This window comes from Rhizobium moroccans (genome assembly GCF_057559155.1).
Map to the genome: position 1 here is coordinate 135,076 of NZ_JBHFJG010000041.1, position 12,493 is coordinate 147,568.

Sequence of the window (12,493 nt, forward strand, 5' to 3'; positions counted from 1 at the left end):
CTGCGGCATCGCCCTACATTCTCTCCCCTCTTGTGGGGGAGATGGCCGGCAGGCCAGAGGGGGTGTAATAAGCACAATCTTGTTATCCTGAAGAGACCCACCGCATAATGCCCACAGTTGCACCGCTCGATCTTGAAGGCCACGTCGTCGCGGCCGAATTCCTCGGCGACGTTCCGTTCTTCGCAACCGCGGCCGGCACCATCCACCGGCTGGATGGCGGCGAGAAGGTGACGGAGGCCCATCAGGGCCTGCTCGCCTGCGTGCGCGATCCCCACAGCGCCACTCTGCTGACCGGCGGCGAGGACGGAAAGGTCCTGCGGATTGCCGCGGACGGAAGCGTGGACGAGCTTGCCCATGTCCCCCGCAAGTGGATCAGCGTCCTTGCCGGCGGCCCGCAGGGCGCGGTCGCCTATGCCTACGGCAAGTCGAGCTTCGTGCGCCAGAAGGACGGCACGGTGAAGGAGTTCACCGAGGAGCGCAGCGTGGAAGGCCTTGCCTTCGCGCCCAAGGGACTGAGGATCGCCGCCGCCCGCTATAACGGCGTTTCGCTGCACTGGGTCGGCACCAATGCGCCGGCCGCCGATCTCGACTGGAAGGGCGCCCATACCGGCGTCACCTTCTCGCCGGACGGCCGGTTCCTCGTCACCATGATGCAGGAAAACGCCCTGCACGGCTGGAAGCTCGAGGGCAAGCCGGGCGAGCATCGCCACATGCGCATGACCGGCTATCCCGCCAAGGTGAAATCGCTTTCCTGGTCGCCGAAGGGTAAATGGCTCGCCTCTTCCGGCGCTCCGGCCGCGATCGTCTGGCCCTTCGCCAGCAAGGATGGCCCTATGGGCAAGGCCCCGCTGGAACTCGGCACCCGCGCCGATATCATGGTCACCCAGGTCGCCTTCCACCCGGCCGAGGAAGTGCTTGCGATCGGCTTCGTGGACGGCATGATCCTCGGCGTGCGGATCGCAGATGGCAAGGAAGCCCTGCTGCGCCGCCCCGGCAAGGGCGCCATTACCGGCATGGGCTGGAGCGCCAGCGGCAAGCTTCTGGCCTTCGCCTCGGAAGCCGGCGATTGCGGCGTGATCGACATTTCCGCCTGAACGCGGCAACACGAATGCCCGCGGCGGAGGTTTCCGTCACGGCTCGTTTCATTCGGGATGGGCAGGCAGCGGGTATCGGGTAGTATGGATGTCAGGCGTTTCTGCCTGCCCGATCGTTCGGGGCTTGTCCGGAGAGCGCGGTTCCTGAGGGTCCGAATTCCGAAACCCCGCTCCTCCGGCGGGGAGCGCCCTGACGGCGCCACCCTGCCCTTACAACCATCACCGGCGCCGGATTTGCTTGCCGTTGGGCATCCGGTTCGCGACCCGGCTCCCTTCCGATGACGTGCAAAGCATAACCCCACGGCGGTAGGCGGGGATGAAACGGCGTGATTTTTTCGCTAATTCGTTGATTTCGCTACGGGGACCGACCGGGATCATCCCCGCTCAAACCGTCTTCACCACGCCGATGATCTGCGCCAAGAGGCCGTGCAGATCGTCGCGATAGCCGTTGCGGGCGGAGGGCCCATCTTCATCGGAGGTCATGGCGACGGTCAGCTTGAGCGAGGGCACGATGTAGATCATCTGCCCGCCATAGCCCCAGCCGAACCTCACCTCCTCGCCGCCGATGTTCCTCAGAAACCAGCCATAGCCGTAACCGTCGCCGGAAAACCGGGAATGGGTGCGCACCTGCCAGGATTGATCGATCCAGCCTTGCGAGACCACCTGCCGGCCGGAAGGCGTTCTGCCGCCATTGCGGTAAAGCTCTCCGAAGGCAAGCAGCGAGCGGGCGGTCATCGCCATGTTGTTGCCGCCGAGATAGATGCCCTGAGGATCGCGGTCCCAGGCGCCGATGCGGAAGCCCGGCACCGGCTCCAGCCACTCGCGGGCCAGCGCCAGCGTCGAGCTGCGGCCGACCCGCGTCAGAATGGCGGAGAGAAGATGCGTGGAGGCGGTCGAGTAGAGCATCTCCCCGCCGGGTGCTGCCTCGAACGGCTCGGACAGCGCGAAACGCACCCAGTTGGAACTTGCGACCCAGCGCCCGTAATTCGGCCCCGACATGCGGGCAAGCCCCGCTTGCATGGAGAGCAGATTGCCGATGGTGATCTCGTGGATGCGCGGATCGGGGTTCGCCGGCAGGTAAGCCTCGAGGATCGGCGCGATCTTCTGGTCCGGCCCTTCGAGCAAACCGCGGTCGATCGCAATCCCGACAAAGCAGGAAATGATCGATTTCGAGGCCGATTTGATATTGGTGGACTCGTCCGCCGCATGGCCGTTAAAGGCCCGCTCGGCGGTCATCGTCCCATCCTGCGATACCAGCACGACCTTCAGCGGCTCCAGCTCCTGAGCATCGCTGAGCACCGTATCGAGCGTCACCGGCGGTTGCGGCACGCCCTGCGCAAAGCCGCGCGCAGCTGTCAGGACAAACGGCATGGAGAGGAGAGTGGCGCGGCGTGTGATCATGGCGGCACGTTATGCCGGCAGAACGCGCGGGAATATGGCCAAGCCGCCGGATTCACGCCAAAATGATGGGGCGTGAAGGCTTGCGGCCTCCCCGCCCTCAATCCCCCTCGTCGGGAATCTTGAGAAGATGGCCGCACGCCTTGCAATGCACGGCGTCGGCATCGTGCCGCTGCAGCCCGCATTGCGGACAGGGGAAATGCACCTTGTAGGGCCGCACGATCGTCTGGGCGAGCCGGACGAACAGCGATATGCCGACGATCATCGTGACGACCGAAGTCAGCTTGCCGAGCGTGCCGGGCAGCGTGATATCGCCGAACCCGGTGGTGGTGATCGTCGCGACCGTGAAGTAGAGGGCATCCACGAAACCCTCCCCTCCCTCGCGGGCGTAGAAGAAGGTCGTGTAGACGAAACCGGTGACGAGGAAGAGGAAGACGAGGAAATTGAGGACCGCGCGCACCACTTCGTGAAAATGGAGCCATCCGTAGCGGCGCAGCCCCTCGCGCAGCAACGGGCTCTTGCCGATCGACCAGATCCGCATGACCCTGAGGAATGCGAAGTTGAACAGCGCATCCGGGAAAAGCAGCGTTGCAAGGACCACGCCGTCGATCCACGTCATCGGCTTCCTGAAGAAGGCCCGGAGCGAGGGCGCAGCCAGCGCTCGCGCGGCGAGTTCGGCGCCGACCCAGGCCGCGATCATATAGTCGATGATCAGGTAGGAAGGGCCAGACCGCAGGTATGGCCCCATGATGAAGAAAACGAGAATGCTGAGGTCTATGAAGGCCAGCAACGCCTGCCACCGCAGGGCGTTACGATCGCGGCCCCGCTCGATGCGCTGCACTGCAAGCCGCAATGATCTCAGGTAGGAGGAGGCAGGCTCTCGCGGCGGGGAAGTCGTATCCATGAGCGCAATATAGGCTGCCCGCGAAAGCGGGCAAGCGGGGCTGCCACCGCACGAGCCTGCGACTGCTCGGCCCTTCAAACCTCGGAACATAGCCGAAATCTTTGAGTTGGACGGTAGCCTGAACTCGAAACCGAGGGAGAAGACGATGATCCAGATTCTTTCCGCCCCCGACAACGTGGCTGCTTTCCACGTCGCGGGCACCGTGACCGCAAGCGATTACGACCAAATGATCCCCGCCATAGAAGAGAAGCTGAGCGACCATGAGGACATAGGCATCCTGGCCGATCTCACGGGCTTCGAAGATATGACGGGAGATGCGCTCCGCCGCGATCTCGAATACGGTCTGAGCAAGCTCGGCGAATTCCACCGCTTCAAGCGCGCCGCAGTGATCTCCGACAAGCAGTGGATCAAGGCCGCCACGGAGATGACGGGCAAGCTCTTCCCGCAGGTCGAGGCGCGTGTGTTTCACGAAAACGAGAAGTCCAAGGCCATGGAATGGGTGTCGGCCGTCCACTGATGGCTGCCGTGCGACATCGACAAAGGCGCGGGCATTTCCTGCCCGCGCCTTTTTCGTTGATGCTTTCAGCTTCAAGACGCCCTGACCGCGCCGCCTTCCGGCGCAAGCGCAAAGCTCGCGTCCTTCTTCTCGTAGCCGAAGCCGGCGAGAAGGGCGACGGCCGCCGCGACGATGATGGCGGTAAGCATCAGTGCCAGCGCGTAATCGCCGTTCCAGTGTTCGGCAAGCCCGGCCTGAATGGTGGCGTTACCCGAAGCGAGCAGGTTGCCGAGCTGGTAGGCGAAGCCCGGAAATGTGCCGCGAACCTCATCCGGCGAAAGCTCGTTCAGATGGGCGGGAACGACGCCCCAGGCGCCCTGCACGAAGAATTGCATCAGGAAGGCGCCGGCGGCGAGCAGCACGGGACCATGCGCATAGGTCCAGAGCGGCGCGATCGGGATGGCGACGAGTGCGGCGAGCACGATCGCCTTGCGGCGCCCGATCCGCTGCGAAAGCGCGCCGAAGAACAGGCCGCCGAAGATCGCCCCGATATTGTAGACGATGGCGATCGCCCCGACCGTGTGGGTGGAATAGGCGCGCTGGACTTCCAGGAAGGTCGGATAGAGGTCCTGGGTTCCGTGGCTGAAGAAGTTGAAGGCCGTCATCAGGACGACCGCCCAGATGAACAGCGGTATGTTTTCGCGCAGCACCGTCAGGAACGGCCGGCGTTCCCGGCCGCGGCTTTGTAAGAAAGCCGGCGATTCCTCCACATTTCGGCGGATGTAGAGAACGAGCAGCGCCGGCAATACGCCGACCATGAACATGCCGCGCCAGCCGATCACCGGGAAGAGGAAGAAGAAGGCGAGCGAAGCGAGGAGATAGCCGCAGGGATAGCCCGCCTGCAGGATGCCGGAGACGATGCCGCGGCTGCGCTCCGGAACGGTTTCCATGGTGAGCGAGGCGCCCACGCCCCATTCGCCGCCCATGGCGATGCCGTAAAGCAGGCGAAGAACGATGAGCATGGTGAGCCCGGTCGAGAAGCCGGACAGGAATTCGAACAGCGAATAGAGCATCACGTCTGCCATCAACGTGACGCGGCGGCCGTATCGGTCGGCGGCGAAGCCGAAGATCAGCGCGCCGAGCGGGCGCATGGCGAGCGTCAGGAAGATCGCGATCGAGACCGCCGAAACATCGGTCTGGAACTCATCGGCGATCGCCTTGAGGATGAAGACGAGTATGAAGAAATCGAAGGCATCCAGCGTCCAGCCGAGAAAGCTGGCGATGATCGTATTGCGCTGGTTGCGTGTGAGGGAACGAAGGTCATCGAGTGCGGACATGAGCAATCCTCCATTCTGAGACGGCGGCGAGGCGGGAGGTCCGGATGCCGTCGAACCGAGGTTTGGGATGCGCCGGCGGGGAGCCGGCACTGAGATTCCCGCAATGCATGTCTTGGAAAGGAAGGCAGGTATTGGCGAGAGGTTATGAACGCCGACTAAAGACGCAAGGGCGGCGAAATGTTCCCGTCGCTTTGCATGCTCGCGAATTTGTGTAGTGAAAGCCGGTCAGAGTTCCGCTTCCGCAAACACCTTCACGATCCAGTCGACAAAGACGCGCACTCGCGGCGCCAGTTGACGGTTCTGCGGATAAAGAACGGAAAGCGGCGTGGGAGATGGCGGAAAATCGGCGAGAACCTCGACGAGAAGCCCCTGATCGATGTCCGGCTGCAGCCGGTAGCGCGGAGCCTGCATGAGGCCGAAGCCGCGGCGGGCGAGATCGACCATCGTATCGGAATTGTTGACCGTCAGCCGGCATGGCAGGGTGATGTTGCGCACCTCGCCTTCCACCGTGAATTCGAGCGGCATGATATGGCCGGTGCGCGACGAGATGAAGCCGATAGCGGCATGTCCGTCCAAGGCATCGGGCGAGGCCGGCATGCCATGCTTCTCGATATAGGCCGGACTGGCGCAGGTGATCTCGGTGATGAGCCCCAGCTTCCGCATGATCAGCCCGCTGTCGGTGATTTCGCCCGCGCGGATGACACAATCGACGCCTTCCCGCACGAGATCCACCAGCCGGTCGCCCTGGCCGATCTGCAGATCGAGCAGCGGATAGCGGTCGAGGAATTCATCGAGCCGCGGCAGAAGGACGGTGCGGGTCAGATGACCGTGCGCATCGACCCGGAGCAGACCCCGCGGCTGGGTATCGCGAAAGATGTTCTCCGCCTCATCCACTTCCGCGAGGATCGCAAGACAGCGCTGGTAGAAGGCCTGGCCGTCGAGGGTCGGCGTGACGTGGCGGGTCGTCCGCTCCAGGAGGCGCGCGCCGACATCGCTTTCCAGTTGCTTGACCGCCTCGGTGACTGTCGAACGGGCAAGACCGAGATCGGCGGCCGCGGCGGTGAAGCTGCGCCGTTCGACGATCCGGACGAAGAGCTGCATGCGGTCGAGACGATCCATGGCTTTGTTCACCACGGGCGAATTCTAATGTCAAATCACGCATGATTGTTCTCTATCGGTGCCAGCAATATCTCTTGCCCAACAACCAAGGAGAATTGCCATGACCACAGACAGAGAACGCGTCGCGATCGTAACCGGAGCCTCGAAAGGGATCGGCGCGGCCATCGCGCGGCGGCTCGCCAGGGACGGCATCGCCGTCGTCGTGAATTACGCAACCAGCCGCGGGGCCGCAGACGCCATCGTCGCGGAGATCGAGGCGGGCGGCGGCAAGGCGGTCGCGGTCCGGGCCGATATCGGCAGCCCGAGCGGCATCGTCGACCTGTTCGACGCCGCCGAGGAAAGCTTCGTATAAGAGACAGCTCGTCAACAATGCCGGCATCATGAAGCTCACGCCGCTGATCGAGACGGATGACGCGACCTTCGAGCAGCACATCGCCATCAACCTGACCGGCACGTTCCGCGGCATCCGCGAAGCAGGCCGCAGGCTGCGCGACGGCGGACGCATCATCAATTTCTCGTCCAGCACCGTCGGTGTCTATGGCCCGGGTTACGGCCCTTATGTCGCCAGCAAGGCCGCCGTCGAGGCGATGACCCATGTCGCTTCCAAGGAGCTCGGCAAGCGCGCAATCACGGTCAACGCGGTCGCTCCCGGTCCGATCGAAACCGAGCTCTTCATGAACGGCAAATCGGACGAACTGGTGCAGAGGATCGTGGGCACCATCCCGCTCGGCCGTCTCGGCCAACCGGAGGAGATCGCCGAGGTCGTCGCTTTCCTGGCAGGCCCGCAGGGCGGCTGGGTGAACGGCCAGGTGCTGCGCGCCAATGGCGGCATGATTTGAACCCAACAAGGAGAAGCCAATGCCTTTCGTCAACATCAAGACGCCGGAAGCGGCGCTGACCCGCGCCCAGAAGGAAGAGATCGTGCACCGCACGACGGACATGCTCGTCGAATACCTGAGCGAGGCGGCGCGGCCGCACACCATGGTCCTGATCGAGGAGGTCAAGGACGGCGGCTATGGCCGCGCCGACGAGATCTTCGTCATGCCTGATGCCTACAGGGCCAAAGAGAGCGATTGAACAGCAGCGACGCGGTTTGCCGCGTCGCCCATCTACCGCCCTGTTGTTTATAGGAACCGGCAGGCGACCCTTCCCCTTCCCCTACAGAACGAATGCCGACTGCGCTGCGCCATATGCAGGTAATTGCCTGCGCTTGACATGCAGGCATTTACCTGCATATTATAGTTTCAGACAAGAAGTGAAACCGATGGACGCAGACAAGTTCTTCAAGGCGCTTGCCGACCCGACCCGCAGAAAGCTGCTCGACCTTCTCTACGAGAAGAACGGGCAGACGCTGAGCGAGCTTTGCGAACAGCTGGACATGGCCCGGCAATCCGCCACGCAGCATCTTGGCATCCTGGAGGAAGCCAATCTGGTGAACACGGTCAGGCGAGGCCGGGAAAAGCTGCATTTCATCAACCCCGTGCCGCTCCATGAAATCTACGAGCGGTGGGTGCGAAAATTCGAACGTCAGCGGCTCGGCCTGCTGCACGATCTCAAGAAAGAACTCGAAGGAGAGAAGAAATGACCAGAGAGACCATCAGCTTCGTCTATGTGACCTATATCGCCGCGACACCGGAGAAAGTGTACGAGGCCATTACCAAACCCGAACTTGCCCGGCGTTACTGGGGCCATGAAAACGTGTCCGACTGGCGGCCCGGATCGAAATGGGAGCATGTCCGCGCCGATGACAATCGCAAGATTGAGCTCGTCGGCGAGGTCGTGGAGGCGGCCCGGCCGAGCCGCTTGGTCATCACCTGGGCGGGCGCTTCGCAGGCTGCCGACCCGGCAAGCTACAGCCGGGTGACCTTCGAGATCGAGGAATACGAAGACATGGTGCGGCTGACCGTAACCCATGACGAGCTCGAAGCCGGCAGCGCCATGGCGAGCGGCATCACCAAAGGCTGGCCAGTCGTTCTCTCCAGCTTGAAATCCTTCCTGGAAACCGGCCGCGGTCTCGATGTCTTCGCCAAGCCGAAGGCGGCCTGATCCGACAACATCCCGAGGAACGCAATCATGGCCAAGTTCTATACAGGCGGATGCGCGTGCGGCGCGCTCCGTTACCAGACGAGCAGCGACCCCATCTTCGAGAACCACTGCCAATGCCGTGATTGCCAGAGGCGAAGCGGCACCGGACACGGGTCTTATCTAAGCTTCCCGCAGCGAGCCGAGGTCAGGATAATCGGCAAGGCCTCGGAGTGGAGCGTGACCGCCGATAGCGGGAGCGAGAAGGCCTATGCCTTCTGCCCCACATGCGGAACACCGGTCTACGTGACATTCGCCGCAATGCCGGAAGCGATAGCAATCCATGCGGCCAGCCTGGACGATCCGGATCAATTCAACCCGCAAGCGCTCACATACAGCATTCGCGGCCACACATGGGACACGACCGATCCCTCGCTGCAGACATTCGAACGGCTGCCGCCGGGCTGAACCTCCCGAAATGCCTGATGGCGCATGTTGAGCCGCCGGCAATGCCAGCCGGAGCTCACATGCGCCGTCGGGAAATATCCCGTTCGCCCGGGTAGGATTGCGCCATCGGCAGACTTCGCGCGCTTTGAATGGCTCAAACTCATTGCCATCAGAGGTTAAGTAGATATCTTGTGGTCGGACGCGATGGAGGCGGTAAGATCACTCATGAAGATTTCCGCCCTCAAGGACCGTCCCGATATGGCGGATGTGATTGCCGATCGTTGTTGGAACGCCTGGTGGACGGAGACACCAGTGTCTCAGGCGGAATATCGCGCTCATCTGGACCCGATGATCGAAGGCAAAGGCATACCGCTCGCTCTTGTGGCACATGAGCAAGGAAAATTTCTCGGCTCGGTCCTGTTAATCGAAAACGACCATGATGATCGGCCGCAGTATTCACCGTGGATAGCCGCTCTGTGGGTCGAGCCGGAGGCGCGGCGAAAAGGAATTGCGGCGAAGCTGATGGAGGCTGCTCGCAGCGAGGCTGTCAAGTTCGGGCACGGTGTATGCTATCTCTGTGCAACTGCCGACAATTCGCCCTACTACATGGCTCGCGGTTTCAGCCAAATCGAAGCCGATGTGTCTGGATTAAACATCTTTACGATCGGACGCTGACCGATTTATCCCGACTACTGTCACGGCATAGAAGCACCAATTGCGGTCATCTCTATGTGTTCAAGAATGTGCGCTCTCGACGCCATCTTTGCCGTTCATGGCAGGGAGTGACGGCTTTAAAGCAGACCTTGCAGGTGGTCGTCGGTCCGATATGGTGATCGCCGAGGGGCGCGATTGAGGTGTAGATGGCGATGCAAGATAAGAAATTCAGCGATGATGACCTTAAGGTTTTCGAGGCGAGCGGCGCGGCACCGCTGCCGGCAAATGGCTATGAAGGCTATGCGGATAACGAGGGCGCCCGGATCTGGTATGCAGCATACGGTTCCGGCGTCCCGGTGATCCTTTTGCATGGTGGCCTTGGCCACAGCGGCAACTGGGGCTTTCAGGTTACGGCGCTGGTCAATGCCGGCTATCGCGTAGTGCTCATCGACAGCCGCGGCCATGGCCGCAGCACGCGCGACGAGCGCCTCTACAAATACGAACTGATGGCTTCTGATGTTCTGGCCGTGATGGACACGCTGCGGCTGAACAAGGCGTCCCTGGTGGGTTGGAGCGACGGAGCATGCACCGCCTTGATCCTCGCCATGCACGCGCCTGATCGCGTTTCAGGCGTGTTCTTCTTCGGCTGCAACATGGACCCCAGCGGCACGAAGGAAATCCAGCCAAGCCCGGTTCTTGATCGCTGCTTCAGCAGGCACTCCAAGGATTACGCCGCCTTGTCGTCCACGCCGGGCCAGTTCGACGCATTCGTCAAAGCCGTCAGCCTCATGATGGAGACTGAACCAAATTATTCGGCGAGCGATCTGGCTCGTATCCAGCTTCCCGTTGCAATCGTGCAAAGCGAGCACGACGAATTCATCAAGCGTGAGCACGCCGAATATCTTGCGCAGAGCATTCGGTCAGCGGAACTGCTCATCCTGCCCGGCGTCAGTCACTTTGCGCCGCTGCAGAGGCCAGAGATATTCAACGAAGCGCTGCTGTCTTTCCTGGGCAAGGTCGCTTCTTGAGGCAACGCGAGGTCAGACCCTTGGCCGGACACACGGCCGCCGTCACCGGACGGCTCGCGCACGTCTCACCACTTGGATCGAAACATATTGCTCTAGCCGGGAACCTCAGGCGAGCTTGCGCCCGCTTGCCACGATCATGCCCGCAGCCCCTTCCAGCCAGCCGGCCTTCAGTTCGAGCGCCAGGAAACGCGAACGCTCGAATGGGCCGGGCATGACGAGGTGCCGGGCCTTGTCGGGAAAGAAGCCGAAACGTTCGTAATAGGCGGCATCGCCAACGAGCAGGATGGCGCCGTGGTCGCGCTTATGGGCCTCGGTGATCGCAGCCCGCATCAGCGCCGAACCGATGCCCTTGCCTTCGTGGTCGGCGTCGACAGCCAGAGGGCCGAGCAGCAGCGCATCGACCGGGTTGCCCTCGGTGGTGATGCCTGCCTCGACGTTCCAGAGCCGCACGCTGCCGATCACATGACCGTCCGAATCGCGGGCGACGAGTGCCAGGCCTTCGGCCGGAACACGGCCGCGGCGGATCTTTTCCGACGACTTCCGGCGCCGATCCGGCCCCATGGCGCGGTCGAGCAGGTTCTCGCGTGCCACGACGTCGGCCGGCGTCTCGGCGGCGATGGTGAAAGTGTTGGGCGCAAAGAGTGCGCGCACAGAATCAAGAACAGTGGCCATCCCGGCCTCCCGTTGCTCAAAACCGTTTCAGACGGTGTCGGACAATCATTGTGGATTTGCCGCCCCGGCTGGTTACGGGGCTGGCGGGGACGAACCCTTAGATGACGTAGGCCTTGAGCGGCTCGAAGCCGTTGAAGGCGACCGCCGAATAGGTCGTCGTATAGGCGCCGGTGCCTTCGATCAGAACCTCGTCGCCGATCGTCAACGAGACGGGCAGCGGATACATGTTCTTCTCGTAGAGCACGTCGGCCGAATCGCAGGTCGGGCCGGCGAGCACGCAGGGCTCCATCTCGTCCTGATCGCGCGCGGTGCGGATCGGGTAGCGGATGGCCTCGTCCATCGTCTCGGCGAGACCGCCGAACTTGCCAATGTCGAGGAAGACCCAGCGATGGTTGTCGTTGTCGGACTTCTTCGAGACGAGAACGACTTCCGCCTTGATGACGCCCGCATTGCCGACCATGCCGCGGCCCGGCTCGATGATCGTCTTCGGCAGGTTGTTTCCGAAGTGCTTGCGAAGCGATGCGAAGATCGCCTGGCCGTAGGCTTCTGCCGAAGGCACATCGCGCAGGTACTTGGTCGGGAAACCGCCGCCCATGTTGACCATCTTGAGCTCGATGCCCTGCTTGGCAAGCTGCGCGAAGACGCGGCGTGCGTCGGCCAGCGCCGAATCCCAAGCATCGACCTTCGTCATCTGCGAGCCGACATGGAAGGACACGCCGTAGGACTCGAGGCCCAGCTGGTGTGCGTAGACGAGCACGTCGACGGCCATCTGCGGCACGCAGCCGAACTTGCGCGAAAGCGGCCATTCGGCACCTTCGCCATCGGTCAGCACGCGGCAGAACACCTTCGCGCCGGGAGCGGCACGGGCGATCTTCTCGACTTCCTCATGGCTGTCGACGGCGAAGAGGCCGACGCCGAGCTCGAAGGCGCGGGCGATATCGCGCTCCTTCTTGATCGTGTTGCCGAAGGAAATGCGCTCGGCGGTAGCACCCGCCTCGAGCGCCATCTGGATTTCGGCGACCGAAGCGCAATCGAAGCTGGAGCCCAGCGAAGCGAGCAGCTTCAGGACTTCCGGAGCGGGATTTGCCTTCACCGCATAGTAGATCGCGCTGTCCGGCAGAGCATGACGGAAGGCGTGGAAATTGTCGCGCACGACATCGAGGTCGACGACGAGGCACGGGCCTTCCGGACGTCGGGTCTTGATGAAGTCGAGGATGCGAGCGGTGGTCATCGGTCAGTCCCCTTCAAAAATCTCAGGCTCCGGCGAGCCGGAGGACAAAGGACGGATGAGAATGCGCTCGGCCCAGCTGGTGGAGACACCG

The 12,493-nt window shown here is 62.5% G+C and carries 14 protein-coding genes and 1 pseudogene; 9 read left to right on the forward strand and 6 right to left on the reverse strand.

Translation table 11 applies throughout. From position 1 onward, the window contains the following. The first annotated feature begins 107 nt into the window (after window positions 1-107). Window positions 108-1,094, forward strand: coding sequence for a WD40 repeat domain-containing protein (locus ACE04I_RS19905; protein ID WP_046794717.1), 987 nt, complete (start codon window positions 108-110; stop codon window positions 1,092-1,094). A 384-nt stretch (window positions 1,095-1,478) separates the two neighbouring features. Here ACE04I_RS19905 and ACE04I_RS19910 read toward each other — a convergent pair whose 3' ends face one another. Both ACE04I_RS19910 and ACE04I_RS19915 read right to left on the reverse strand, forming a co-directional pair. Next, window positions 1,479-2,495 carry a serine hydrolase domain-containing protein gene (locus tag ACE04I_RS19910; RefSeq protein ID WP_046794718.1) on the reverse strand — a complete coding sequence of 339 codons (1,017 nt, stop codon included), beginning with the start codon at window positions 2,493-2,495 and terminating at the stop codon, window positions 1,479-1,481. A gap of 97 nt (window positions 2,496-2,592) precedes the next feature. Further along, entirely contained in the window at window positions 2,593-3,396 is an 804-nt protein-coding gene (locus ACE04I_RS19915) for a potassium channel family protein (RefSeq protein WP_046795087.1), read from the reverse strand. Window positions 3,397-3,541: 145 nt separating this feature from the next. Between ACE04I_RS19915 and ACE04I_RS19920 the strand changes: the two genes are divergently transcribed. After that, a complete protein-coding gene (locus ACE04I_RS19920) occupies window positions 3,542-3,913 on the forward strand; it encodes a SpoIIAA family protein (protein WP_046794719.1) in 372 nt (123 codons plus the stop codon). A gap of 71 nt (window positions 3,914-3,984) precedes the next feature. Here the strand turns inward: ACE04I_RS19920 and ACE04I_RS19925 are convergent, their stop codons facing one another. Both ACE04I_RS19925 and ACE04I_RS19930 read right to left on the reverse strand, forming a co-directional pair. Beyond that, window positions 3,985-5,229 (reverse strand): MFS transporter, encoded by a 1,245-nt coding sequence (locus ACE04I_RS19925; RefSeq protein ID WP_046794720.1) that lies wholly within the window; start codon window positions 5,227-5,229, stop codon window positions 3,985-3,987. A gap of 225 nt (window positions 5,230-5,454) precedes the next feature. After that, window positions 5,455-6,348 carry a LysR family transcriptional regulator gene (locus tag ACE04I_RS19930; RefSeq protein WP_046794721.1) on the reverse strand — a complete coding sequence of 298 codons (894 nt, stop codon included), beginning with the start codon at window positions 6,346-6,348 and terminating at the stop codon, window positions 5,455-5,457. A gap of 100 nt (window positions 6,349-6,448) precedes the next feature. On the opposite strand from ACE04I_RS19930, the pseudogene ACE04I_RS19935 reads away from it, so the two are divergent. From ACE04I_RS19935 to ACE04I_RS19965, 7 genes and pseudogenes are all read left to right on the forward strand, one after another. Continuing rightward, a pseudogene (locus ACE04I_RS19935) lies at window positions 6,449-7,187 on the forward strand (SDR family oxidoreductase). 19 nt (window positions 7,188-7,206) lie between these two features. Next, entirely contained in the window at window positions 7,207-7,425 is a 219-nt protein-coding gene (locus tag ACE04I_RS19940) for a tautomerase family protein (protein WP_046794723.1), read from the forward strand. A gap of 187 nt (window positions 7,426-7,612) precedes the next feature. After that, window positions 7,613-7,933, forward strand: a complete 321-nt coding sequence (locus ACE04I_RS19945) for an ArsR/SmtB family transcription factor (RefSeq protein ID WP_046794724.1) — start codon at window positions 7,613-7,615, stop codon at window positions 7,931-7,933. After that, on the forward strand, window positions 7,930-8,394 hold the full coding sequence (locus tag ACE04I_RS19950) for an SRPBCC family protein (protein ID WP_046794725.1): 465 nt from the start codon (window positions 7,930-7,932) through the stop codon (window positions 8,392-8,394). The genes ACE04I_RS19945 and ACE04I_RS19950 overlap by 4 nt, the downstream gene beginning before the upstream one ends. A 27-nt stretch (window positions 8,395-8,421) precedes the next feature. Continuing rightward, window positions 8,422-8,838 carry a GFA family protein gene (locus tag ACE04I_RS19955; protein WP_046794726.1) on the forward strand — a complete coding sequence of 139 codons (417 nt, stop codon included), beginning with the start codon at window positions 8,422-8,424 and terminating at the stop codon, window positions 8,836-8,838. A gap of 204 nt (window positions 8,839-9,042) precedes the next feature. Next, a complete protein-coding gene (locus ACE04I_RS19960) occupies window positions 9,043-9,492 on the forward strand; it encodes a GNAT family N-acetyltransferase (protein ID WP_046794727.1) in 450 nt (149 codons plus the stop codon). 185 nt (window positions 9,493-9,677) lie between these two features. Continuing rightward, entirely contained in the window at window positions 9,678-10,499 is an 822-nt protein-coding gene (locus ACE04I_RS19965) for an alpha/beta fold hydrolase (protein ID WP_197082523.1), read from the forward strand. Between the two features lie 105 nt (window positions 10,500-10,604). Here ACE04I_RS19965 and ACE04I_RS19970 read toward each other — a convergent pair whose 3' ends face one another. After that, window positions 10,605-11,171, reverse strand: coding sequence for a GNAT family N-acetyltransferase (locus tag ACE04I_RS19970; protein WP_046794728.1), 567 nt, complete (start codon window positions 11,169-11,171; stop codon window positions 10,605-10,607). Window positions 11,172-11,268: 97 nt separating this feature from the next. Continuing rightward, on the reverse strand, window positions 11,269-12,402 hold the full coding sequence (odc2, locus tag ACE04I_RS19975) for an ornithine/lysine decarboxylase (protein WP_046794729.1): 1,134 nt from the start codon (window positions 12,400-12,402) through the stop codon (window positions 11,269-11,271). Window positions 12,403-12,493: the final 91 nt, after the last annotated feature.

Coding starts and splice junctions, on each gene's coding strand:
- ACE04I_RS19905 (WP_046794717.1), top strand. CDS start 108: ATGCCCACAGTTGCACCGCTCGATCTTGAAGGCCACGTCGTCGCGGCC.
- ACE04I_RS19910 (WP_046794718.1), bottom strand. CDS start 2,495: ATGATCACACGCCGCGCCACTCTCCTCTCCATGCCGTTTGTCCTGACA.
- ACE04I_RS19915 (WP_046795087.1), bottom strand. CDS start 3,396: ATGGATACGACTTCCCCGCCGCGAGAGCCTGCCTCCTCCTACCTGAGA.
- ACE04I_RS19920 (WP_046794719.1), top strand. CDS start 3,542: ATGATCCAGATTCTTTCCGCCCCCGACAACGTGGCTGCTTTCCACGTC.
- ACE04I_RS19925 (WP_046794720.1), bottom strand. CDS start 5,229: ATGTCCGCACTCGATGACCTTCGTTCCCTCACACGCAACCAGCGCAAT.
- ACE04I_RS19930 (WP_046794721.1), bottom strand. CDS start 6,348: ATGGATCGTCTCGACCGCATGCAGCTCTTCGTCCGGATCGTCGAACGG.
- ACE04I_RS19940 (WP_046794723.1), top strand. CDS start 7,207: ATGCCTTTCGTCAACATCAAGACGCCGGAAGCGGCGCTGACCCGCGCC.
- ACE04I_RS19945 (WP_046794724.1), top strand. CDS start 7,613: ATGGACGCAGACAAGTTCTTCAAGGCGCTTGCCGACCCGACCCGCAGA.
- ACE04I_RS19950 (WP_046794725.1), top strand. CDS start 7,930: ATGACCAGAGAGACCATCAGCTTCGTCTATGTGACCTATATCGCCGCG.
- ACE04I_RS19955 (WP_046794726.1), top strand. CDS start 8,422: ATGGCCAAGTTCTATACAGGCGGATGCGCGTGCGGCGCGCTCCGTTAC.
- ACE04I_RS19960 (WP_046794727.1), top strand. CDS start 9,043: ATGAAGATTTCCGCCCTCAAGGACCGTCCCGATATGGCGGATGTGATT.
- ACE04I_RS19965 (WP_197082523.1), top strand. CDS start 9,678: ATGGCGATGCAAGATAAGAAATTCAGCGATGATGACCTTAAGGTTTTC.
- ACE04I_RS19970 (WP_046794728.1), bottom strand. CDS start 11,171: ATGGCCACTGTTCTTGATTCTGTGCGCGCACTCTTTGCGCCCAACACT.
- odc2 (WP_046794729.1), bottom strand. CDS start 12,402: ATGACCACCGCTCGCATCCTCGACTTCATCAAGACCCGACGTCCGGAA.